The 21145-nt window shown below is 65.4% G+C and carries 17 protein-coding genes and 2 tRNA genes; 9 read left to right on the forward strand and 10 right to left on the reverse strand.

The window, feature by feature from the left end; translation table 11 throughout:
- Window positions 1–94 precede the first annotated feature (94 nt).
- The 6 genes from BLU17_RS09230 (at window position 95) to BLU17_RS09255 (ending at window position 5179) form a co-directional block, all read left to right on the forward strand.
- Window positions 95–640, forward strand: coding sequence for an NUDIX hydrolase (locus BLU17_RS09230; protein WP_091996421.1), 546 nt, complete (start codon window positions 95–97; stop codon window positions 638–640).
- Between the two features lie 13 nt (window positions 641–653).
- Entirely contained in the window at window positions 654–1418 is a 765-nt protein-coding gene (aat, locus tag BLU17_RS09235; protein ID WP_091996422.1) for a leucyl/phenylalanyl-tRNA--protein transferase, read from the forward strand.
- Window positions 1419–1631: 213 nt separating this feature from the next.
- The gene (locus BLU17_RS09240; RefSeq protein WP_091996423.1) at window positions 1632–2396 is read left to right on the forward strand and encodes an arginyltransferase; all 765 of its coding nucleotides are present in this window, start codon (window positions 1632–1634) and stop codon (window positions 2394–2396) included.
- A gap of 79 nt (window positions 2397–2475) precedes the next feature.
- Entirely contained in the window at window positions 2476–3510 is a 1035-nt protein-coding gene (locus BLU17_RS09245; RefSeq protein ID WP_091996424.1) for a quinone-dependent dihydroorotate dehydrogenase, read from the forward strand.
- Between the two features lie 100 nt (window positions 3511–3610).
- Window positions 3611–4408 (forward strand): transporter substrate-binding domain-containing protein, encoded by a 798-nt coding sequence (locus BLU17_RS09250; RefSeq protein ID WP_091996527.1) that lies wholly within the window; start codon window positions 3611–3613, stop codon window positions 4406–4408.
- 111 nt (window positions 4409–4519) lie between these two features.
- Window positions 4520–5179, forward strand: coding sequence for an amino acid ABC transporter permease (locus BLU17_RS09255; protein ID WP_091996425.1), 660 nt, complete (start codon window positions 4520–4522; stop codon window positions 5177–5179).
- Window positions 5180–5232: 53 nt separating this feature from the next.
- Here BLU17_RS09255 and BLU17_RS09260 read toward each other — a convergent pair whose 3' ends face one another.
- The 3 genes from BLU17_RS09260 to BLU17_RS09270 form a co-directional block, all read right to left on the reverse strand.
- A complete protein-coding gene (locus BLU17_RS09260) occupies window positions 5233–6210 on the reverse strand; it encodes a Gfo/Idh/MocA family protein (protein WP_091996426.1) in 978 nt (325 codons plus the stop codon).
- Between the two features lie 145 nt (window positions 6211–6355).
- Complete coding sequence (locus tag BLU17_RS09265) at window positions 6356–7075, reverse strand: FadR/GntR family transcriptional regulator (RefSeq protein ID WP_091996427.1); 720 nt, start codon at window positions 7073–7075, stop codon at window positions 6356–6358.
- A gap of 315 nt (window positions 7076–7390) precedes the next feature.
- Window positions 7391–8950, reverse strand: a complete 1560-nt coding sequence (locus tag BLU17_RS09270) for a mannose-1-phosphate guanylyltransferase/mannose-6-phosphate isomerase (protein WP_091996428.1) — start codon at window positions 8948–8950, stop codon at window positions 7391–7393.
- A gap of 726 nt (window positions 8951–9676) precedes the next feature.
- Between BLU17_RS09270 and BLU17_RS09275 the strand changes: the two genes are divergently transcribed.
- Complete coding sequence (locus tag BLU17_RS09275; protein ID WP_091996429.1) at window positions 9677–10411, forward strand: Crp/Fnr family transcriptional regulator; 735 nt, start codon at window positions 9677–9679, stop codon at window positions 10409–10411.
- Window positions 10412–10646: 235 nt separating this feature from the next.
- Here BLU17_RS09275 and BLU17_RS09280 read toward each other — a convergent pair whose 3' ends face one another.
- The 5 genes from BLU17_RS09280 to rnr form a co-directional block, all read right to left on the reverse strand.
- Window positions 10647–11258, reverse strand: a complete 612-nt coding sequence (locus BLU17_RS09280) for a hypothetical protein (RefSeq protein ID WP_091996430.1) — start codon at window positions 11256–11258, stop codon at window positions 10647–10649.
- Window positions 11259–11330: 72 nt separating this feature from the next.
- A complete protein-coding gene (locus BLU17_RS09285; protein WP_091996431.1) occupies window positions 11331–11921 on the reverse strand; it encodes a hypothetical protein in 591 nt (196 codons plus the stop codon).
- 769 nt (window positions 11922–12690) lie between these two features.
- Window positions 12691–13386, reverse strand: coding sequence for a ribose-5-phosphate isomerase RpiA (gene rpiA / locus BLU17_RS09290; RefSeq protein WP_091996432.1), 696 nt, complete (start codon window positions 13384–13386; stop codon window positions 12691–12693).
- Window positions 13387–13532: 146 nt separating this feature from the next.
- Window positions 13533–14276, reverse strand: a complete 744-nt coding sequence (gene rlmB / locus BLU17_RS09295) for a 23S rRNA (guanosine(2251)-2'-O)-methyltransferase RlmB (RefSeq protein WP_091996433.1) — start codon at window positions 14274–14276, stop codon at window positions 13533–13535.
- A 207-nt stretch (window positions 14277–14483) separates the two neighbouring features.
- A complete protein-coding gene (rnr, locus tag BLU17_RS09300) occupies window positions 14484–16949 on the reverse strand; it encodes a ribonuclease R (protein WP_091996434.1) in 2466 nt (821 codons plus the stop codon).
- Between the two features lie 388 nt (window positions 16950–17337).
- Here rnr and BLU17_RS09305 point away from each other — a divergent pair.
- Both BLU17_RS09305 and BLU17_RS09310 read left to right on the forward strand, forming a co-directional pair.
- Window positions 17338–17424: transfer RNA gene (locus tag BLU17_RS09305), tRNA-Leu, on the forward strand.
- 175 nt (window positions 17425–17599) lie between these two features.
- Window positions 17600–17686 (forward strand) — tRNA-Leu (locus BLU17_RS09310).
- 614 nt (window positions 17687–18300) lie between these two features.
- On the opposite strand, the gene oxlT is transcribed toward BLU17_RS09310, so the two are convergent.
- Both oxlT and BLU17_RS09320 read right to left on the reverse strand, forming a co-directional pair.
- Window positions 18301–19626 carry an oxalate/formate MFS antiporter gene (oxlT, locus tag BLU17_RS09315; protein ID WP_245746779.1) on the reverse strand — a complete coding sequence of 442 codons (1326 nt, stop codon included), beginning with the start codon at window positions 19624–19626 and terminating at the stop codon, window positions 18301–18303.
- A 123-nt stretch (window positions 19627–19749) separates the two neighbouring features.
- Window positions 19750–21144 carry an NAD(P)(+) transhydrogenase (Re/Si-specific) subunit beta gene (locus BLU17_RS09320; protein WP_091996435.1) on the reverse strand — a complete coding sequence of 465 codons (1395 nt, stop codon included), beginning with the start codon at window positions 21142–21144 and terminating at the stop codon, window positions 19750–19752.
- Between the last annotated feature and the right edge of the window lies 1 nt (window position 21145).

Consider the following 21145-nt stretch of genomic DNA (forward strand, 5'->3'; position numbering starts at 1 on the left):
CGGGCGCCGCCTGCCATTGCCGCCCCTTCGGCCAGCCTCCCGGCCGGCGCCTCACCGGTGATAAACTCGCATCACCCATCCCCCTATCGTGCCCATGAAATTCTGCTCGACTTGCGGTCAGGCGGTCAGCCTGCTCATTCCGCCCGGCGACAATCGCGAACGCTACGTCTGCTCGCACTGCGGCACCATCCACTATCAAAATCCGCGCAACGTGGTTGGCACGGTGCCCGTCTGGGAAGACAGGGTGCTCTTGTGCCGCCGCGCAATCGAGCCGCGCTACGGCTACTGGACGCTGCCCGCCGGCTTCATGGAGATGGGTGAAACGACCGCCGAAGCGGCTGCGCGCGAAACGCTCGAGGAAGCCGGCGCCCGCGTCGAGGTGCAGAGCCTCTTTTCGCTCCTGAACGTGCCGCGCGTGCACCAGGTGCATCTGTTTTATCTCGCGCGCCTGCTCGACATCGACGTCGAAGCCGGCGAAGAGAGTCTCGAAGTGCGGCTCTTCGAAGAACACGAGATCCCCTGGGATGACATCGCGTTTCCGACTGTCGGCCAGACCCTGCGCTTCTTCTTCGCCGATCGCCAGTCGGGCAGCTACGGGCTGCACACCGGCGACGTCCTGCGCCCGCTGCGCGACGGCTGACAGCACCTGCACGATGGTCCCCTGGCTCTCGCCCGACGCCCCGTTTCCCGCCGTCGAGCGCGCGCTCGGCGCGTCGAGCGGCGCGCCGGGCCTGCTCGCCGCGAGCGCGGACCTGCTGCCCTCGCGTCTTCTCGACGCCTACCGGCACGGCATCTTCCCCTGGTACTCCGACGGCCAGCCGGTGCTCTGGTGGAGCCCCGATCCGCGCATGATCCTGCGCCCCGACGAGTTCAAGCTCTCGCCATCGCTCAGGAAAACGCTCAAGCGGGTGCTGCGCGAGGATGCATGGGAGATTCGCGTCGACGACGATTTCGCCGCCGTCATGCGCGCGTGCGCGAACGCGCCGCGCCGCGGCCAACGCGGCACGTGGATCACCGCCGACGTGATCGACGCCTACTCTACCCTGCACCGCGTGGGCGACGCGCACAGCATCGAGGCGTGGTTCGGCGGCGAGCGCGTCGGCGGCCTCTACGGCGTGGCGCTCGGTACGATGTTCTTCGGCGAATCGATGTTCGCCTCCGTCACCGATGCCTCGAAAATCGCGCTCTCGGCGCTCGTCGCGCATCTGCGCCGCCACGGCGTCGAGATGATCGACTGTCAGCAGAACACCGCGCATCTGGCTTCGCTCGGCGGACGCGAAATTTCGCGCAAGGCCTTCATCGCCCATGTGCGCACGCATGTGAACGCCGCGCCCATTCCGTGGAAGTTCGGCAAAGCGGTGCTCGCCGACCTGCTCGGCGGCCGCGGCACGCCCACCGCCGTTCTGCCGGCCGCCTGATCCATACGGAGGCATCGCGTGCACGTTCGCGACGGCGCGGCAATTGGATATAGACATGCGCGGCGTCAATGTTAGACTGAACGGCGAACCCGTCGCGCCCCTCTGCTGCACGCCGCGTGCGTAGCGCCATGCAGCCTGGCAAGGCTTACGCGCGAGGCCGGATGCGCAAAAGCGCGCCGCGCGACGATCCGAACTGCTACGAGAGCTGCCAACGTGACGCATCCAAACGAGCTGCCGCTTTCACCGCTTTCCGCGCTGCAATTCTATGCAACGGCGCCCTACCCCTGCAGCTATCTGGAGGGGCGCATCGCGCGCTCGCAAGTGGCCACGCCCAGTCATCTCATCAATTCCGACGTCTATACCGATCTCGTGAAGGCCGGCTTCCGGCGCTCCGGGGTCTTCACCTATCGGCCTTACTGCGACGGCTGCCGCGCCTGCGTACCGGTGCGCGTGCCGGTCGAACGCTTCACGCCGAGCCGCGCGCAGCGCCGCGCGTGGAAGCACCATGGCGCGCTCGCCGCGACGGTCGCGCCGCTGCATTACGACGAGGCGCACTACGCGCTCTACATGCGCTATCAGTCGGCGCGCCACGCGGGCGGCGGCATGGACCGCGACAGCCGCGACCAGTACGAGCAATTCCTGCTGCAGAGCCGGATCAATTCGCGGCTCGTCGAATTTCGCGAGCCCGCCCCTGCGCATCCCGACGAACCCGCCGCGCTGCGCATGGTGAGCATGATCGACATCCTCGGCGACGGGCTTTCCTCGGTCTATACGTTCTTCGACCCCGACACGCCGCACACGAGCTACGGCACCTACAACATCCTCTGGCAGATCGAGCAGGCGCGCAGCCTTCAGCTGCCTTATGTCTACCTCGGATACTGGATCCGCGAGAGCCCGAAAATGGCGTACAAGGCGCGCTTCCAGCCGCTCGAAGGCCTCGTCGACGGCACCTGGGCGGCGCTCACGCCCGAATCCTGATCGTCCGGCGCGTCGCCCCGGGCCCGCGTTGCCGCTAAAATAGCGGGTTACCATTTTCCGGCGCCCGCGCCTTTTCTCCGTGTTCAGCACCCTATATCCGTTCGTCCGCGACCAGCTCTTTCGCATGGACGCCGAAGACGCCCACCACCTCGCCCTGCGCGCCGTGGGCGCAGCCGGCCGCACCGGCGTGGCCGCCCTGTTCGCGCCGCGCGTGCCCGACTCGCCGCGCACCGTCATGGGCCTCACCTTTCGCAACCCCGTGGGCCTCGCCGCAGGTCTCGACAAGGAAGGCGCCGCGATCGACGGTTTCGCCGCGCTCGGCTTCGGCTTCATCGAAGTGGGCACCGTGACGCCGCGCCCGCAGCCGGGCAATCCGCGTCCGCGCATCTTCCGCCTGCCGCAGGCGGGCGGCATCATCAACCGGATGGGGTTCAACAACCACGGCGTCGAGCAGTTCGTGAAGAACGTGCAGGCCGCGCGCTACCGCGGCATTCTCGGCCTGAACATCGGCAAGAACGCCGACACGCCGATCGAGCGCGCCGCCGACGACTATCTCTTCTGCCTCGAGCGCGTCTATCCGTTCGCGAGTTACGTCACGATCAACATCTCGTCGCCGAACACGAAAAATCTGCGTCAGTTGCAGGGCGCGGGCGAACTCGATGCCCTGCTCGCGGCCCTCAAGAACAAGCAGCAACGTCTGGCCGACATGCACGGCAAACTCGTGCCGCTCGCGCTGAAGATCGCCCCCGATCTCGACGACGAGCAGGTCAAGGAAATCGCCGATACGCTCCTGCGCCACAAGATCGAAGGCGTGATCGCGACCAACACCACGCTCTCGCGCGCGGCGGTGGAAGGCATGCCCAACGCGAACGAAACCGGCGGTCTCTCGGGGCGCCCCGTGTTCGAGGCGTCGAACAACGTGATCCGCAAGCTGCGCGCCGAACTGGGCGGCGAAGTGCCGATCATCGGCGTGGGCGGCATTTTCTCGGGCGACGACGCGCGCGAGAAAATCGCGGCGGGCGCGTCGCTCGTGCAGATTTATACGGGCTTCATCTACCGGGGCCCCGCACTCGTCGCCGAGTGCGCGCGGGCGCTGGCCTCGGACCGCGCGTGAAGCTATAGTGGCAGGCTGGTCACGGCGCATCGAAGGCGTCGTGCCTGGCACGGAAATTCAGGCGGCAACGCAGAAAATCGCAGCAGAACAAGAGGAAAACATGAAAGCCGGTTTGCTGAAGAAACTCCTTGCACTCGCGCTCGTCGGCGCATCGTTCGTCGCGGCCAGCGCCCATGCCGAAGACCTGCTCGACCAGGCCAAGGCGCGCGGCACGCTGCGCATCGGTCTCGAAGGCACCTTCCCGCCGTTCAATTCGAAAGCGCCCAACGGCGAACTGGTCGGCTATGACGTCGACATCGCCACGGCCGTGGCCGCGAAGATGGGCCTCAAGCCCGAGTTCGTCACGACCGAATGGAGCGGCATCATCGCCGGCCTGCAGGCGGGCAAGTTCGACGTGATCGTGAACCAGGTCGGCGTGACCGACCAGCGCAAAGCGGTGCTCGACTTCTCGCCGGCCTACACGTACTCGGCCGCGCAGCTCATCCAGCGCAAGGACGACACGCGCCAGTTCAAGTCGCTCGAAGACCTCAAGGGGAAGAAACTCGGCGTCGGTCTCGGCACGAATTACATGGACATGGCCAAGTCGGTGCCGGGCATCGACGTGAAGACCTATCCGGGCGCGCCCGAGTATCTGCGCGATCTCGCGGCAGGCCGGCTCGACGCGGCGCTCAACGACCGCCTGATGCTCGCCTACCTGCTCAAGAACTCGCAGTTGCCGCTGCGCACGGGCGCGATCGTCGGCAACGGCAACCCTTCGGCCATCCCGTTCAGGAAGGGCAATCCGAAGTTCGCCAAGGCGATCGAAGACGCGATGACGCAACTCGAAGCCGACGGCACTTTCACGAAGATCTCGGACAAATGGTTCGGCATCGACGTGACCAGACCGGTCACGCAATGATCCCGCGCACCGCACAGTCCGGCTGACGCGAAGGGCGGCATCGTGCGATGCCGCCCTTCGCATATGTACGGCCATTGCAAAACACGCCACTTCAACTTCATACCTACGCCCATGCCCATTTACACGCTCATCATCCAGTCGCTGCCGGTACTCGCGCAGGGCGCGGTGCTGACGGTCAAGTTCGCCGTGCTTTCGATGATCTTCGGGTTCATCGGCGGCGCCGTGCTCGCGCTCATGGGCATCAGCTCGAACCGCTCGCTCGTGCTCATCGCGCGCGTGTACGTAAGCCTGATGCGCGGCACGCCGCTGCTCGTGCAGATCTTCGTCATTTACTACGGATTGCCGAGCATCGGCATCTCGCTCGATCCGACGCCAGCAGGGGTGATCGCGCTCTCCGCGAACGTGGCAGCGTATCTCTCGGAGAGCATGCGCGGCGCGATTCTCGGCATTCACCGCGGCCAATGGCTCGCTGCGTACAGCCTCGGTCTCTCGCGGCGCCAGACGCTGCGCTACGTGATCGCGCCGCAGGCGCTGCGCATAGCCGTGCCGAGTCTCTCGAACAGCCTCATCAGTCTCATCAAGGATACGTCGCTCGTGTCCGTCATCACCGTGACGGAACTGCTGCGCAGCGCGCAGGAAATCATCGCTTCGACGTATCAGCCGCTGCCGCTCTATCTCGCGGCCGCCGCCATCTACTGGGTGCTCTGCCAGGTGCTCGAGTGGGTGCAGCACTGGTACGAAAAGCGCCTCGCGCTGCCCACGCGGCACTGATACCGCATGTTGCCTGTCGCGCACGGTCCGCTCATGCGAACCGTGCCGCTTTTTTACTCGCAGGCAAAGCGCAGTCCGAGCGCCGCGCGCGCGGCGTCGGCTATCGCGAGCATGCGGCGCGAAGTGTCGTGCGTCATCACCGGGCTTTCCAGCACGCCCGCGCGCAGCAGCTCGCAAAAGTGCGCGGTTTCGTAATTCAGGCCGCCGCCCGTGAACGGCTCGTCGAGTTCGACGACGCGGCCATCCACATAGCGCACCGTCGCGCGCGCGGGGTTCCACCAGTTCGCATGAATTGTCACGTGGCCAAGCGGCCCCGCGAGCAGCGCGTCGCCATAGCCATGCAGATCGAGGCCGCAAAATAGCTGGGCGATGCCGTGCTCGTGCTGGCAGTTCAGGCTCGCGAACGTGTCCACGCCGGTTGCGCCGAGACGCCCGAAGGTTTGCACCTCGCGCGGCGCGCCGAGCCAGTCGACGGCAAGAAACATCTCGTAGACGCCGATATCGAGCAGCGCCCCGCCCGCTTGTTCGAAAGAAAACGAAGGATGGTCGGCGCTCACGTTCGCCACCGAGCAGCCCGCGCGCACGAGCCCCACGTGCCCGATCGGATCGGCAGCCAGATGCTCGCGCAACGCGCGATAGAGGGGATAGAACGGCGGCTTCATCGCCTCCATGAAGAGGCGGCGCGTGCGGCGCGCCGCGTCGAGCACGCGTTCGAGCTGCGCGCCGTTCACCGTGGCGGGCTTTTCGCAGAGCACGGGCAGGCCGGCTTCGAGCGCCGCGATCGCATATTGGGCGTGGCTGTCCTGCATCGTGGCGATATAGACGGCGTCGATGCCGCTCGCGAAAAGCGCTTCGAGGCTATCGCACGCCCTGGCGCCGCAGGCCGCGCCCAGCGCCTGCGCGGTTTCGGCGCGCCGCGACCAGACCGCTTCCACACGCGCATGCGGCACGTGCCCGAGGCCCTGCGCAAAGCGGTGCGCGATGCGGCCCGCGCCGACGATGCCCCAACGGATCGTTTTTGTTTCGCTCATAAGTTGCGTGCTCCGGTAGTGAGCCCCGGGGCTGCCGCATCCCGCGCGGCGCACCCAAAGACACGCACGATACCGGCACGCCCGGCGCGCCGCAATGCACCCGCGTCGAAGCGCTCACCGCGGCGCCATGAACGGACGACGCGCGCTAGCGCTGCTCCAGCGCTTCGGGGGACAACGCGCGGGTGAGTTCGTCGGCCGTGTACTCGATCATCGCCAGCGCGGCCGCTTCCGCCTCTTTCGGCGCGCGCCGCTCGATCGCGTCGATCACGCGCTCGTGCGCCGCCACGACGTTGGCCCAGCCCCCGTCCCGCGCGTTGAGGATCGGATTGACGAGCGAGAGCGCGCCGCGAATGATCGCCGCCATCTGCTGATAAAACTGATTCCCGCTCGCAGCCAGAATGCGCGTGTGCAACAGCGCGTCGGCGGTCTGGAAGTTCGGGTCGTCGGTGCTCGTCCGGCGTAGCGCCTCAAACGCGTCGCGTATGCCGGCGATGTCCGCCGCGCTTGCGCGCGTGGCCGCGAGCGCGCATGCCGCCGGTTCGATCAGGCCGCGAAATTCGATCACGTCGCGCAGAAACGTCTTGTCCGGCTTCGCGCGAAAGCGCCAGCTCACGACGTCCTCGTCGATCATGCGCCAGTCGCGCATCGGCCTGATGCGCGTGCCGATCTTCGGCCGCACATCGAGCATATGACGGGCCAGCAGCATGGAGAGCGCTTCGCGCATCACCGTCCGGCTTACCTCAAACTCCTTCGAGAGGACGTCCTGCGGCGGCAGCACGGCGCCATACCGCTCCTCGACGATGCCCGAAATCAGCCCGTCCATCACCTTGCTGACGAGCGAGCGTTCCTTGTTCCCCAGTTCCATGACCCTACCCCCCGATGCGGCTTGTCGCCCATGTTTGCCGGTTACTGCGCGGGCCCTCGTGCGTCGTCGAACTTATGTGGTACGTTGCCATGCTGTTCGCATAACTCGCCAGCCAGGATATCTCCTGACGTGATGCTTGCGGCGCCGACGTATCGTTTGGATTGCCTCGTGCCGCTGCGGCCCGTGTGTTGCCGTTCTTGTAAGGCGATCGTATGAATCGCCCAATTACTTCAACCGACCCCATGCGTCGATCGACAGCCTCTGGCCGTGCATATGCAGCGATGCCGGCGCGCATGTTTCGTCCGCGTATGCTTTTTAACGCTGTATACGTCCGTATTGATCGTCGAAGCGCACGATGTCGTCCTCGCCGAGATAGCCGCCCGACTGCACCTCGATGATCTCCAGCGACGTTTTGCCCGGATTCTCCAGCCGGTGCTTCACGCCGAGCGGAATGTAAGTGGACTCGTTTTCCGAGAGCAGAAAGACCTCGTCGCCGCGCGTGACGCGCGCGGTGCCGCGCACCACGGTCCAGTGCTCGGCGCGATGGTGATGCATCTGCAGCGAAAGCCGCCCGCCCGGTTTCACGACGATGCGCTTGACCTGGAAGCGCTCGCCTTGATCGACCGAATCGTAGTAGCCCCATGGTCGCTCCACGCGCCGGTGATGCTGCGCGACTTCGCTGTGCTGCTCCCGGAGCCGGCTCACCACGGCCTTCACGTCCTGCACGCGGTCTTTGGCGGCGACCAGCACCGCATCGGCCGTCTCCACGACCACCACGCCGTGCACGCCCACGCAGGCGACGAGGCGTCCGTCCGAATGCGCGAACGTGTCGGTCACGTCCTCGAACATCACGCGGCCGCGCGCAACGTTGCCGCTCGCGTCCTTGTTCGAGGCTTGCCACACGGCATCCCATGCGCCCACGTCGGACCAGCCCGCCACGAACGGCACGACCACGCCCGCGAGTCGCGCGTCGGAGCCCAGCGATTCCATCACCGCATAGTCGATCGAATCGGACGGGCACGCGGCGAGCGCCGCTGCATCGAGATGCACGGTGCCGTCCGCATCGACCACGGCCGCCTCGAACGCCGTCGCGCATTGCGCGGCGATGGACGGCCGGCAATGCGCGATCGCGGCGAGCCAGACCGATGCGCGCACCACGAAAATGCCGCTATTCCAGAGATAGTCGCCCGAGGCAACGTAGCGCGCGGCAAGCTCGGCATCGGGCTTTTCGACGAAGCGCTCGATGCGGCGCGCCCCGCTCACGCCGAGCGCCACTCCCGCGCCGATGTACCCGTAACCCGTTTCCGCGCGCTGCGGCGGCACGCCCAGCGTGACGATCGCGCCGTGCGCCGCATACATGACGGCCTCTTCGAGCGCGACCGCGAACGCCGCGCGGTCGGCAATCAGATGGTCGGCCGGCATGGCGACGAGCACCGGGTCGCTGTCGCAATCGGCAACGGCGCCTTCGCGCTCGAGCGCAGCTTCGTGCATGGTGCGCGCCGCGAGCGCCGCCACCGTCAACGCGGGCGCCGTGTTGCGCGCGACCGGCTCCAGCACGACGCATGCGGGCTTGCCGCTGCGCCCGAGCCGGTCGGCTGTCATGAGCCGCAGCTCCTCGCTGCTCACCACGATGGGCGCAGCCTTGCGGATCGCGGGGCCCGACTGCGCATACACGCCGTCGAGCCGCCTCAGGGTGGCTTCGAGCAGCGACTCGCCGTCGAGCAGATCGATCAGTTGCTTCGGGCAATGTTCGCGCGAAAGCGGCCAGAGCCGCGTGCCCGATCCGCCGGCCAGCACGACGGGCTGAACGGCTAGCGCGACTTCGCGTTCACTGGCTGCGGCGGTCAAGCCGGCAGGCATCACGAGCTGGTTCATGCAGGGCGCTCCCCGTTTGAAGTACGTGGGGGTCACGTTGGCGAACCTCACGCCCTCCCTGCCGGCGGACTCGCCCGAAGCATCACGCGCTTCCCGGACCTCCCGGATCCCCAGGATCTTTCACGGCCCTCATTGGAGCAAACCTCGCCCGGCCAATCTGTACGCATACCCACACTGAAGGCATGCGCCGATGCAATCGCCGCGTGATGTTTCACGCCCGCACGCTTTTTCGCAGGCGATGCTTGCGCTGCAACAGAACTGAATCAAAAAAGCTGCGTTTTTTGCGGCGTGGCCCATATCGGCAGGATTTCCCTCGCCTCGATGTTTCAGCAAGGAGCCATTCCTGACAGCCCGTGTTCGCCGGGAAAATATCCATTTCGAATCAAGCACTTGCAGACACCAAAAATCCTTCTTCCGTCAGCGCGGCCGGCAACGTCGTCGTACAAAAGTGAAACAAAAAATGCGGCATTACGCCGCGGTGCGGCATGACCACCCCGCGCGGAGCCGCATGCAGACGTGATTTCGTTCCCGCTGGCACACACCCTGCTAAAGGTGAGCGCCACACGAGCGCTGACGCGGACGAACAATACCCGCGCACGCAAACGGGACTATGGGGCCGGCACGACGAACATAGAAGCCGTACGGGAAACGGCGGATAACAACAAGTTCGGCGAACGGAATCAAAAAACAGGAGACGGCACCTGCCGCCTCGCACGAGGACCAGTCATGTTAACCCTTCAGTCGGATCTTCACGGCAATCATTTGCTGGGCGCCCTCCCGTCGCATGAATGGCAGGCTCTTGCCCCGCACCTCGAACTCGTTCATCTGCGCACCGAACAACTGATCTGCGATTCCGGCCAGCGCATTCATCACGTGTACTTCCCGACCACGGCGATCGTTTCGCTGCTCTCGACGATGGAAGACGGCAGTTCGGTCGAAATCGCCGCGGTCGGCCGTGAGGGCATGACCGGCGTGCCGGTGCTCACGGGCGGCGAGACGATGCCTAACCGCGTGCAGGTGCAGTGCGCGGGCTTCGCCTATCGCATGAGCGCGCAAAGCCTCAAGCAGCAGTTCGCGCGCTCCGACTTCCTGCGCCGCCTCATGCTGCTCTACATGCACGCCCTGCTCACGCAGGTCGCGCAGACGGCCGCCTGCAATCGTCATCATTCGCTCAGCAAGCAGTTGTGCCGCTGGCTCCTGATCGAGGTGGACCGCGTGGCTTCGAACGATCTCACCGTCACGCAACAACTGATCGCCGACATGCTCGGCGTGCGCCGCGAAGGCATCACCGAAGCGGCCGGCAAGCTGCACGACGAAGGCCTGATCCACCACAGCCGCGGCCACATCCGCGTGCTCGACCGCAAGGGTCTCGAAGCGCGCGCCTGCGAATGTTACGGGCTCGTGCGCCGCGAATTCGATCGGCTGCTGCCGCGCCTGCGTCAGGCGGAAACCGTCGAGTGAGATCGTTCTCGCGGTTCGCGCCGCGAGCGCCACGCGGGCTGGCTCATCATCCGCGAGCAAAGCGTGTCCGTAGCGGCACGCTTTTGCATGCTTTGCGTTTCTCTTTCGCGATCGCCGCAACGGCTCATGCGCACCCCGGAATCCGCAGACAAAGAGAAAACCGGCAGGATAACGAATCAATCGTGGCCAGACATGCGAGGCAGGAACGAGCACGCTCTCTCCTGCCTTGCGGCATTCAATGAGCCGAAGGCATGAGCGCCTGGGCAAGCGGCACCGGGGGAAGGTGCTCGCGTTCCCGCACGAACGGGTCGGTCGGTTCCTGGAGTTTCGGATCCGCGCCGGTATCGGCATTGCGCAGTTGCACGGGCGCGCCGTCGTTCTTCGCGACCTTGCGGTTCTCGCCGCACGGATGATCGGTCAACGCGGCGGCTTCGCGGAAGTCGTCTTCCTGGCACATGATGTTGAACGCAATGTCCTTGCGGTCCATGCGCCACGCCACCGCTGCGTTCAAACGCTTGTTGCAGTCCTGATCCTTGATGGTGCCTGCGGCCGTCGCGCCGACGCCCACCACCGATACGGCAGCCGAAACACTGCCCCAGCAGGTTTCGGTCACCGAAGCCGTCAGGCCCGGCGCATAGACCGTGGGCGTCGTGCGCACGTCGTACGCGCCGTGATACGTGATGTCCGACGCACCGCCGCTCGGCAGCACGACCGTGTTGGACACCGTGCTCGTCTGGCTCGACGTGGACGTGGTCCCCGACGTCATCGTCGGCGTGGTCTGCGCCCACGCAGCGCCTGCAAACATCAACACCCCGGCAACGGCGAATTTTTGTTTCAGCTTGCTCATTCTTGTCTCCGTAGACGGAAAGGGGGGCGGCGCCCCCCTCCGACGCGCTAGTGAACGGCTGATCCGTCCTGCTTACCAGTGAATGCCGCCGGTGATCGAGCCCGCGCCGCCCGCCGCGAGAATGCCGGCCTGGCCATCCGCGTTGGCGGTGCCGTTGCCGGTCGCGCTTGCGTTCGACGTGAAGCCCGAGCCGCCGTAGCTGCCGCTCGAACCGTTGAACGACGTGTTGATCACCGACGAGTTGAAGTTCTGCGAGCCCGACTGCGTCGCGCTCGTGAAGCCGAGCGTGGCCGAATTCTGGTTCGTGCTCGTCGTGCCGGTCTGGCCGACGTTGCCGTAGCCAACCTGTCCGTAGGTCTGCGAGTTGCCGCTTTGCGTGGTGTAGCCCGAGCCGAACGTGAGGCTCGCGTTCGAGAACGACTGGTTGCCTTGCGCCACCGTGGCGTCGATATGACCCGGCACCGTCAGCGACGAGCCGAAATTGCCGTTGACCGACGAGGTGGAGCTCGACGTCAACGCAGCGGCGCCAAAGCCGGCGCCAGCGGCGCCCACCGACGACGTGGTGGACGACGGCGCGCCGATCGAGCCCGGACCGCCCGCGAAAGCGGCAGCCGAACCGAGGGAGAGCATGGCGGCGAGCGAAATGGCTTGAATCTTCTTCATGACTTTGATCTTCCTGATAAGACAGGGGAGAGTTGGATGAATACGCTCGCACTCCCCCTGATAGCGCGGGCGCATTTAACACGACTGCGATTTCAATGCCTGTAAATCACTGAATTAACGGCGCACGAATATCCCGCGGACCAACCCGTTATCGGAAAGACCGTTTTAATGGAATTGCCGGATTTAAATTCGCACGCACGACGCCATATTGCGCATTCGCGCAAAACGACGATCAGGCAGAATCGAAAATCCGGAAAACGGAAAGGGATACTCCGTAGACACATGGACTTGTCGCGGACCCTATTGAATAGCAGTCCGATATGAATCGCCCATCCGGTTTTTTCATTGTTTCCCCGAGTGCCACACGGCGCCCGCCATGTTTTCCGGCGCGCTGCCTGACTGAAACCACCGAGCTGCCGCGCATGTTCGCGTGCCGCTTCGTCTCCTGCCCGGCCGTTTCGATGTCACTTTTATCGAACCGCTTGCATAACGCCGCCGAACAGTGAATTTATATCTCAGGCAGCAAGACCATTGCTACGCCATTCGCCCGTTTTATGTGGGGTTCTCAACGTAAGGGGGGATGCGATAAAAAAAGAAATCGAAAATGATTTGATGCGGCGAGAAGTTGCACAAGCAACGAGACGTCTAAAATCGCGTTATTTTAATGATTGATCGCGGTATTCCGTTCGGCAGGCCACGTCAGGCTGCCAGAAAAAGAGCGGCAGCGAACACACAAGGCGTGTTGCATCTGCCGCTCGCGCGAAACCGCTCAGGCCTCGCGATATTCGATGCGCTCGACGCCCGCTTCGCCGCCGAGGAGGCAAAGGTCCGCGCCGCGTGCGGCAAACAGACCCACCGTGACCACGCCCGGCCAGGCGTTGACGTGCGCCTCGAGCGTGCGCGGGTCGCTGATGCGCAGGCCCTTCACGTCGAGGATTTCGTTGCCGTTGTCGGTGATATAGGGCGAACCGTCCTTCTGCACGCGCAACACGGGCACGCCGCCGAGCGCTGCGACACGGCGGCCGACGGCCGTGCGCGCCATCGGTACCACTTCGAGCGGCAGCGGAAACTGGCCGAGCACCTCGACGCGCTTGCTGGCGTCGGCGATGCAGACGAACACGTCCGACACCGAAGCGACGATCTTCTCGCGCGTGAGCGCTCCGCCGCCGCCCTTGATCATGGCGCCTTCGCCGTCGATTTCATCGGCGCCGTCCACATAGACGGGCAGCGCTTCGATCTCGTTGAGGTCGAAAATCTTGAAGCCGTGCGCTTCGAGGCGCGCCGTGGTCGCGACCGAGCTCGACACGGCGCCGCGATAGCGGCCCTTGCTCGCCGCGAGCGCGTCGATGAAGCAGTTTGCGGTGGATCCCGTGCCGACGCCGATCACGGCGCCCTCCGGCACATTGGCGTTGACATAGTCGGCGGCGGCCTGGCCGACCAGTTGCTTGAGTTCGTCTTGAGTCATGGGAGTACAGCCCGAGGAGGAGAAAAACGCGGAATCGCATAGTTTACCGGAGATGCGGGCGCGGGCTGCCCGCATCATGCCGGCGCGCGGCCCATCGGGCGACGCCGGTGCGCCCCGCCCGCGCCGCGCGGAATCGGCGCGACCGCTCAGCGCGCGACGGAGCGCTGCCGCACGGCCTCGAACAGGCACACGCCCGAAGCCACGGAAACGTTCAGGCTTTCGACCGTGCCCGCCATCGGAATGTGCATGACTTCGTCGCAGGTTTCGCGCGTGAGGCGGCGCATGCCCTCGCCTTCGGCGCCCATCACGAGCGCGACGGGGCCGTCGAGCTTCGTCTGGTAAAGGCTGGCGCTCGCGTCGCCTGCCGTGCCCACCACCCATACGCCCGCTTCCTTGAGTTCGCGCAGCGCGCGCGCGAGGTTCGTGACGGTGATGTACGGCACCGTATCGGCGGCGCCGCTCGCCACCTTCGCGGCCGTCGCATTCAGGCCCACGGCGCGGTCGCGCGGCGCGATCACGGCGTGGGCGCCCGCCGCGTCGGCCACGCGCAGGCACGCACCGAGGTTGTGCGGATCGGTCACGCCGTCGAGCACGAGCAGGAGCGGCGAGCCCTGGATACCGTCGAGCAGTTCCGCGAGGTTCTGCGCGAGCGGCAGATCGTTCACGCGGGCCACCACGCCCTGGTGGCGCTCCGTGTGCGCGAGGCCCCAAAGGCGCGTTTCATCGGCTGCGATCAGACGCGCGCCCGCTTCCTTCGCGGCGTGCAGGAAATCCTGCATGCGGCGATCGCGGCGCGTCGGATCGTAGTAGACATCCTCGACCGTGGACGCGTCGTGCCGCAAGCGTGCGGTCACCGCATGAAATCCGTAAAGAACCTTGAGACGTGACATGACTGAGACAACCCCTGATAAACGGTTTGCGGCGCAGACGCTGCGCCGTATACAACGATGACGCTGCCGGCCGCTTCGTGCGGTCCGGCGCATGCGAAATGCGCCCGACATGGCGCGCCCGCATGTGAAAAAACCGGGCGCGCGCACGAAGGCGCCGCCCGGATGTGAGACTGCTGCGGTGCGCGCAGGCGCCCGCAGCACGCTGTATCAGCGCTTTTTGCGCGACGGCTGCTTCTTTGCCGACGACTTCGCCGCCGCACGCTTTTTCGCGGTCTTGGCCGCGCCGCGCGCCGCGCGCGCTTCCTTCACCGCGGCGCTCGGCGCCGGTGCGGCTTTCTTCTGGCGCGAAACGTCGCCGCCCGGCAGCGCACGCACGCGCGGACCGCCTTCCATGCCGCCCTTGTCGACCGCCATCGGCCGGCTGCCGCCGCCCGGCTTAACGGGCGTATCGCGAACGAGACGGAAGTCGATCTTGCGGGCGTCCAGATCCACGCGGCTCACCTGCACGCGCACGCGGTCCGAAAGACGATAGCGGATGCCGGTGCGCTCGCCGCGCAATTCGTTCTTGATCTCGTCGTACTGGAAGTAGTCCGAACCCAGTTCCGTCACGTGCACGAGACCTTCGATGAACAGCGCGTCGAGCTGCACGAAAATACCGAACGACGTCACGCCGCTCACCATCCCGCCATACTCCTCGCCGAGCTTGTCGCGCATGAAATAGCACTTGAGCCACGCTTCGACGTCGCGCGAGGCTTCGTCCGCGCGGCGCTCGTTCGCCGAGCAGTGCAGGCCCAGCTCTTCCCAGATCGCCGTGTTGCTTCCGCGGCCGCGCCGGCCACGCTTTTCCTCGTCCTCGGCCTGCAGCGCGCGGGCGCGCGGCGAGAGCGCGGTGTTGAGCTCGACGCCGTCCGGCGCGTGCGGCTGGTACTTCTTGCCCTGCAAGATCGCGTAGATCGCGCGGTGCGTGAGCAGGTCGGGATAGCGGCGAATCGGGCTCGTGAAGTGCGCGTAGGCCTCGTAGGCAAGCCCGAAGTGGCCGATGTTGTCGGGACTGTAGACGGCCTGCTGCATCGAGCGCAGCAGCATGGTCTGCAGCATCTGCGCGTCGGGCCGGTCGCGGACGTGTGCCATCAGCGCGGCGTAGTCGCTCGCGTGCGGCGTGTCGCCGCCGCCGAGCGAAAGGCCCATGCCGCGCAGGAAGGTGCGCAGGTTCTCGAGCTTTTCGGCACCCGGACCGGCGTGCACGCGGTACAGGCCCGGGTGCTTGTGGCGCTTCATGAAGTCGGCCGCGCAGACGTTCGCCGCGAGCATGCACTCCTCGATCAGCTTGTGCGCATCGTTGCGCTGGCGCGGCACGATCTGCTCAATCTTGCCCTGCGCGTTGCAGACGATGTACGTCTCGGTCGTGTCGAAGTCGATCGCGCCGCGCTTCTGGCGCGCCGCGAAAAGCGACTTGTACACGCCGTAGAGATTCTGCAAATGCAGCAGCAGCGCCGCGCGGCGCGTCGCCTCCGGGCCCTTGGTGTTGGTGAGGACCGCCGCGACTTCGGTATACGTGAGCCGCGCCGCCGAATGCATGACGCCCGGATAGAACTGGTACGCCTTGATCTCGCCGCGCGCGGTGATGACCATGTCGCACACGAGTACGCAGCGGTCGACGTGCGGATTGAGCGAGCAGAGCCCGTTCGAGAGCTTCTCGGGCAGCATCGGAATCACGCGGCGCGGGAAATAGACCGACGTGCTGCGCTCGATCGCGTCGACGTCGAGCCCGGTGCCGGGCAGCACATAGTGCGAGACGTCGGCGATCGCGACGATCAGCCGGAAGCCTTCGCCGCGTCCGACCTGCATCGGCTCGCAATAGACGGCGTCGTCGAAGTCGCGCGCATCTTCGCCGTCGATGGTGACGAGCGGCACGTCGCGCAGATCCACGCGATAGCGAATGTCGGTGGGACGCACGGCGTCGGGCAGCTTCGCGGCCTCGTCGAGCGCGGCCTTGCTGAACTCGTGCGGCACGCCGTACTTGCGCACGGCGATCTCGATCTCCATGCCGGGATCGTCGATGTCGCCGAGCACCTCCACCACGCGCCCGAGCGGCTGCGAGTGGCGGCTGGGGAAATCGGTGAGTTCGACGACCACGACCTGGCCGACCTTGGCTTTCTTCGGATTCTGCGTGACGAGGATGTCGTGGCCGATGCGCTTGTCCTCGGGGGCGACGATCAGCGCGCCGTTCTCGTTGAGCAGGCGCCCGATCACGCTGCGGTTCGCGCGGTCGGTGACCTCGACGATATGCCCCTCCGGGCGCCCGCGCCGGTCATAGCCGACGATGCGCGCCAGCACGCGATCGTTGTGCATGACTTTCTGCATTTCGCCTTGTGGCAGAAACAGATCGTCTTGCCCGTCGTCGCGAATGAGGAAGCCGTAGCCGTCGCGATGTCCCTGCACGCGCCCCGCGACGAAATTCGAGGGATGAGCGAGCTGGTAATGGCCACGCGAATCTAGCCGGATCTGCCCGTCGCGCTCCATCGCGGCGAGCCGCCGGAAAAACCCTTCGCGCTCCTGGCGCTTGATGGAAAGCGCCTCGGCGATATCGTTCGCGGTGCACGGCGAGTCGCTGGTCCGCAGCACGCCGAGGATCTCTTCGCGGCTGGGAATCGGGTACGGATATTTGCTCAAGGGCTTGTCGATGGTTGTTCTCGTTGCGTGGACGTCGGATTTGGCGCGGCCCGACGAATGCGGGCGGCGCCCCGGTCTTCGAGTGCTGCAACCCGCTGGCCCGCGCGAGGACTGCTTGACCGCTCGCACCGCGTGCACAACGGTGCACCACGCGCATGTACGACTTGTTCAGCCGGCGGAACTGCTGCGAGGCATTCTAACACCCGCGCCACGCCCTACGAGCCGGGGCGAAGGCGTTGCGGCCCGACCGGGCGCCCGTATCATGTCGACGAAGCACCCCAGGCGGCCACGATTGACGATGTTCGGCAAAGTGCTTGACAGAAGCCTTTTGTCCTCTATAATGGCGGTCTTCGCTGCACAACACCAGTTGAATAGCGAACGACACCTTGCCCAGGTGGCGGAATTGGTAGACGCACCAGGTTCAGGTCCTGGCGGTGGCAACACTGTGGAGGTTCGAGTCCTCTCTTGGGCACCAGATACAAAAGGCCGGCTTCACGCCGGCCTTTTTCATTTTCGGCTTGACCAGAAGGTCAGTTGCCCTGCTATCTGGCAAAAAACGCAGCAGCAGTTTTCCCGAGTTCAGTTTTTTGAAAACATCCATTGACAGACTCGCGGAATCACGCCATAATTTTGTTCTAGCTTGAAGACGTGCCCAGGTGGCGGAATTGGTAGACGCACCAGGTTCAGGTCCTGGCGGTGGCAACACTGTGGAGGTTCGAGTCCTCTCCTGGGCACCACGTCTCATCAAGCACAAAATTGGCAGCACAAGCTTCATCGAAAAAGCCCGCAAACTTGCGGGCTTTTTCGTTTTTCTCGCGAAGCTTGCTTCCGTCTCCCTCACAGGCTGCTTCTTCGCCCATCGCCCCTCCGTTGTATTTCATGGTACATATTGCTCGGGGCCATTCTTTGATTGACGCCTTCGCCGGACACTGAACGCGTCCGGCATAGCGCGTGCGCCTATTCATGGAATATCGATTGAGGAAGACCGGATGGAACTCGTTCTTGCCGCCGCGATCGTTGCCGTGAGCTTCGGCGCCGCGGGGACCTGACTGCTGGCAACGCGCCTCCCCGAACACTGGCACGACAGGAGCGCCAGCGAGGGCCGTTATGCGCACCTTGGCCTCGGGGAAAACGAGGATGAAGAAGCCCCACCCCGTCGTCAGCAGGCACGCACCAATGCGCGACGCGTGCGACTGGCACGTGTCCGCGCCAGACTGCAAACGGCCACCCGGATGGTACGCGCGTTACGCCCCGCCCCCGCTCGCAGCGGGTACAGCCGCGCGCCCGTAACGCGCAGACTGCGTGCGTATCCCGGCAATCGCCGAGGCGCGTCCGACCGGGCGCGCCGCGCTCACTCGTGCGAACCGAGCGGCGAAGGCGCGAACGCAGAATCGGCGATTTTCGCCTCCACGCCCGACTGAAAAATCCACCGGCGGCGCATCGGCTGCAGGATCACCTTCGCACACACGCCCGCCATCATCGCCACGCAGGCGACCATGTCGAACACCATGTTCCAGCCGCCGTGCAGCGCGAGCAATGTCGCGACGGGCACCAGCATCGCCGCGGTCCCCTTCGCGGTATAGAGCGTACCGGCGTTCCCTGCCGCGTAGCGCGCGCCGAACGTGTCGGCGCAAGTGGCAGGAAAATTGGAGAAGATGTCGCCGTAGAAGAGGAACACGAGACCGGAAAACAACATGAAGAAATACGGGTCGTGGCCGAACGCGCGCAAGCCGAGCAACGCGAGCCCCTCGCCGAGAAACGTCATGAACATCGTGTTCTCGCGCCCGATGCGATCCGATATGAACCCGCACAGCGGCCGCGTAAAGCCGTTGCAGAGCTTGTTGATCGAGAGCGTCATCGTAAGCAGCGGCAGCGTTGCCGAAATGAGCGTGACCGGCATCGACGCGAAGCCATAGCTCCTGGCGATCGGGCCGATCTGCGCCGTCGCGATGATGCCGCCCGCCGCCACGCAAACGAACATCGCGTACATCACCCAGAAAATGGGCGCGCGAACCATCTGCTTCGTCGTGTAGTCGGTCTTCGTCGCGACGATGCGCTTAATGCCCGCCGCATGTGCGGGCGGCTTCGGCCGCACCATTACGAGCGCGAGCGCCATGATGCACGCGCCCTGAAGGAGTCCGAAGAATATGAACGCGCGCTCATAGCCCGACTGCTGGATCATGTTCGAGATCGGAATGACCGTGAGCGCCGCGCCCGCGCCGAAACCCGCCGCCGTCATGCCGGCGGCGAGGCCGCGCCTGTCGGGAAACCATTTGAGCGCTGTGCCGACACAGGTGCCGTACACGCAGCCCGCGCCGATGCCCGAAATCACCCCCGCCATGTAGAGCACCGGCAGCGCGGACGCCCACGCATCGAGCACCCAGCCGAGCGCTACGCAGCACGCGCCTCCCATCACGACCGGGCGTGGGCCGAAGCGGTCGACGAGCCATCCCTCCACGGGCACGAGCCAGGTCTCCGTCACGATGAAAATCGAGAACGCGAGCTGGATCGCAGCCTGCCCCCAATGATGTTGCGCGTCCATTGGCACGACGAAGAGCGTCCACGCGTACTGCAGGTTCGCGACGAGCCCCATGCAGAGAATGCCCGCCACGAGCTGCACCCAGCGGTTGTGCCGCCTGGCGGTGTAGCCACCTTCGATACGATCGGTATATGCCACGTTTTCTGTCTCCGTCCGTTGTGATTGCCTGCGTGCCATCGCGCGGCGCGTGCGCATTTGCGTGGATTTCCCGCGATACAGGCAGCGCGGCAGACGTTCGCGCGCCGCGCCTTGCTTCAAACGTCAAGCCGATTCGAGTTGTCGCAACAACGCATCGACGCTCCCCTTGGCGTCCCCAAACAGCATTCGTGTGTTCTCCTTATAAAATAGTGGATTGTCCACGCCCGCATAACCGGTCGCCATGCTGCGCTTGGAAACCACCACCGTGCGCGCCTTCCATACCTCCAGCACCGGCATGCCGGCGATCGGGCTGCCCGCGTCCTCCTGCGCGCCTGGATTGACGATATCGTTCGCGCCGATCACGAGCACGACGTCGGTGCCCGTGAAGTCGTCGTTGATCTCGTCCATCTCGAGCACGATGTCGTACGGCACCTTCGCCTCCGCCAGCAGCACGTTCATGTGCCCGGGCAAGCGACCCGCAACGGGGTGAATCCCGAACCGGACGCGTATGCCGAGCGCGCGCAGCCTCCGCGTGATCTCGCTGATGGTGCTCTGGGCCTGCGCGACCGCCATGCCGTACCCCGGCACGATCACGACCTCCTGCGCGTCGCGCAGCAGCGACCCCACTTCGTCCACGGTGGTCGCCACGACTTCGCCTTGCGGTGCGGAGCCGGCCGTGGCGCTCGCCGCGCCGAAGCCGCCGAGGATCACCGAAACGAAGCTCCGGTTCATCGCACGGCACATGATGTAGCTGAGAATCGCGCCGCTCGATCCGACCAACGCGCCCGTGGTAACGAGCAGATCGTTGTCGAGCATGAAACCCGTTGCCGCGGCTGCCCAGCCCGAATAGCTGTTGAGCATGGAGACCACCACGGGCATGTCCGCGCCGCCGATACCCATCACGAGATGCATGCCGAGCGCCGCCGCGAGCACGCACATCACAATGAGCGCGTAGAGCGCGTCGCCGCCATCGGGCGCGCTGACGAAGCGATAGCCGAGCACGATGCATGCGCCGAGCACGACCGCGTTGAGCAGATGCCTCGCCGGCAGCACGAGCGGCTTGCCGCTCACCGTGCCCTGCAGCTTCAGGAATGCGACGATCGAACCGCTGAACGTAATCGTGCCGATAAAGGCGCCGACATAGATCTCCGTGTCGTGGATCGCGCGGTCCGCGCCGCTCGTCGCGGTTGCAGGCGAGAGAAAGTTCGCGAAGGCGATCAACGTAGCCGCGAGTCCCACGAAGCTGTGCAGCACCGCGACAAGCTGCGGCATCTGCGTCATCTCCACGCGGCGCGCGAGCATCGCACCGAGCCCGCCGCCCACCAACGCCGCGACGAGCGCAATCTGCAGCCCCGCGCCGCCCGTCACCAGCAAGGTTGCGAGCATGGCGATCACCATCCCGGTCACGCCATAGAGATTGCCGCGTCGCGCGCTGGCGGGATGACTCAGGCCGCGCAGGCTGAGGATGAAGAGCGTTGCCGCGCCGAGCCACGCCATGTTGCCGATTCCGTTGAGCATG

The organism is Paraburkholderia lycopersici, from assembly GCF_900096975.1.
GTDB lineage: Bacteria > Pseudomonadota > Gammaproteobacteria > Burkholderiales > Burkholderiaceae > Paraburkholderia > Paraburkholderia lycopersici.

Bases quoted from the DNA above. Each gene is read 5' to 3' on its own strand.
- BLU17_RS09230 (WP_091996421.1), top strand. From the start codon at position 95: ATGAAATTCTGCTCGACTTGCGGTCAGGCGGTCAGCCTGCTCATTCCG.
- aat (WP_091996422.1), top strand. From the start codon at position 654: ATGGTCCCCTGGCTCTCGCCCGACGCCCCGTTTCCCGCCGTCGAGCGC.
- BLU17_RS09250 (WP_091996527.1), top strand. From the start codon at position 3,611: ATGAAAGCCGGTTTGCTGAAGAAACTCCTTGCACTCGCGCTCGTCGGC.
- BLU17_RS09255 (WP_091996425.1), top strand. From the start codon at position 4,520: ATGCCCATTTACACGCTCATCATCCAGTCGCTGCCGGTACTCGCGCAG.
- BLU17_RS09260 (WP_091996426.1), bottom strand. From the start codon at position 6,210: ATGAGCGAAACAAAAACGATCCGTTGGGGCATCGTCGGCGCGGGCCGC.
- BLU17_RS09265 (WP_091996427.1), bottom strand. From the start codon at position 7,075: ATGGAACTGGGGAACAAGGAACGCTCGCTCGTCAGCAAGGTGATGGAC.
- BLU17_RS09270 (WP_091996428.1), bottom strand. From the start codon at position 8,950: ATGAACCAGCTCGTGATGCCTGCCGGCTTGACCGCCGCAGCCAGTGAA.
- BLU17_RS09275 (WP_091996429.1), top strand. From the start codon at position 9,677: ATGTTAACCCTTCAGTCGGATCTTCACGGCAATCATTTGCTGGGCGCC.
- BLU17_RS09280 (WP_091996430.1), bottom strand. From the start codon at position 11,258: ATGAGCAAGCTGAAACAAAAATTCGCCGTTGCCGGGGTGTTGATGTTT.
- BLU17_RS09285 (WP_091996431.1), bottom strand. From the start codon at position 11,921: ATGAAGAAGATTCAAGCCATTTCGCTCGCCGCCATGCTCTCCCTCGGT.
- rpiA (WP_091996432.1), bottom strand. From the start codon at position 13,386: ATGACTCAAGACGAACTCAAGCAACTGGTCGGCCAGGCCGCCGCCGAC.
- rlmB (WP_091996433.1), bottom strand. From the start codon at position 14,276: ATGTCACGTCTCAAGGTTCTTTACGGATTTCATGCGGTGACCGCACGC.
- BLU17_RS09320 (WP_091996435.1), bottom strand. From the start codon at position 21,144: ATGCTCAACGGAATCGGCAACATGGCGTGGCTCGGCGCGGCAACGCTC.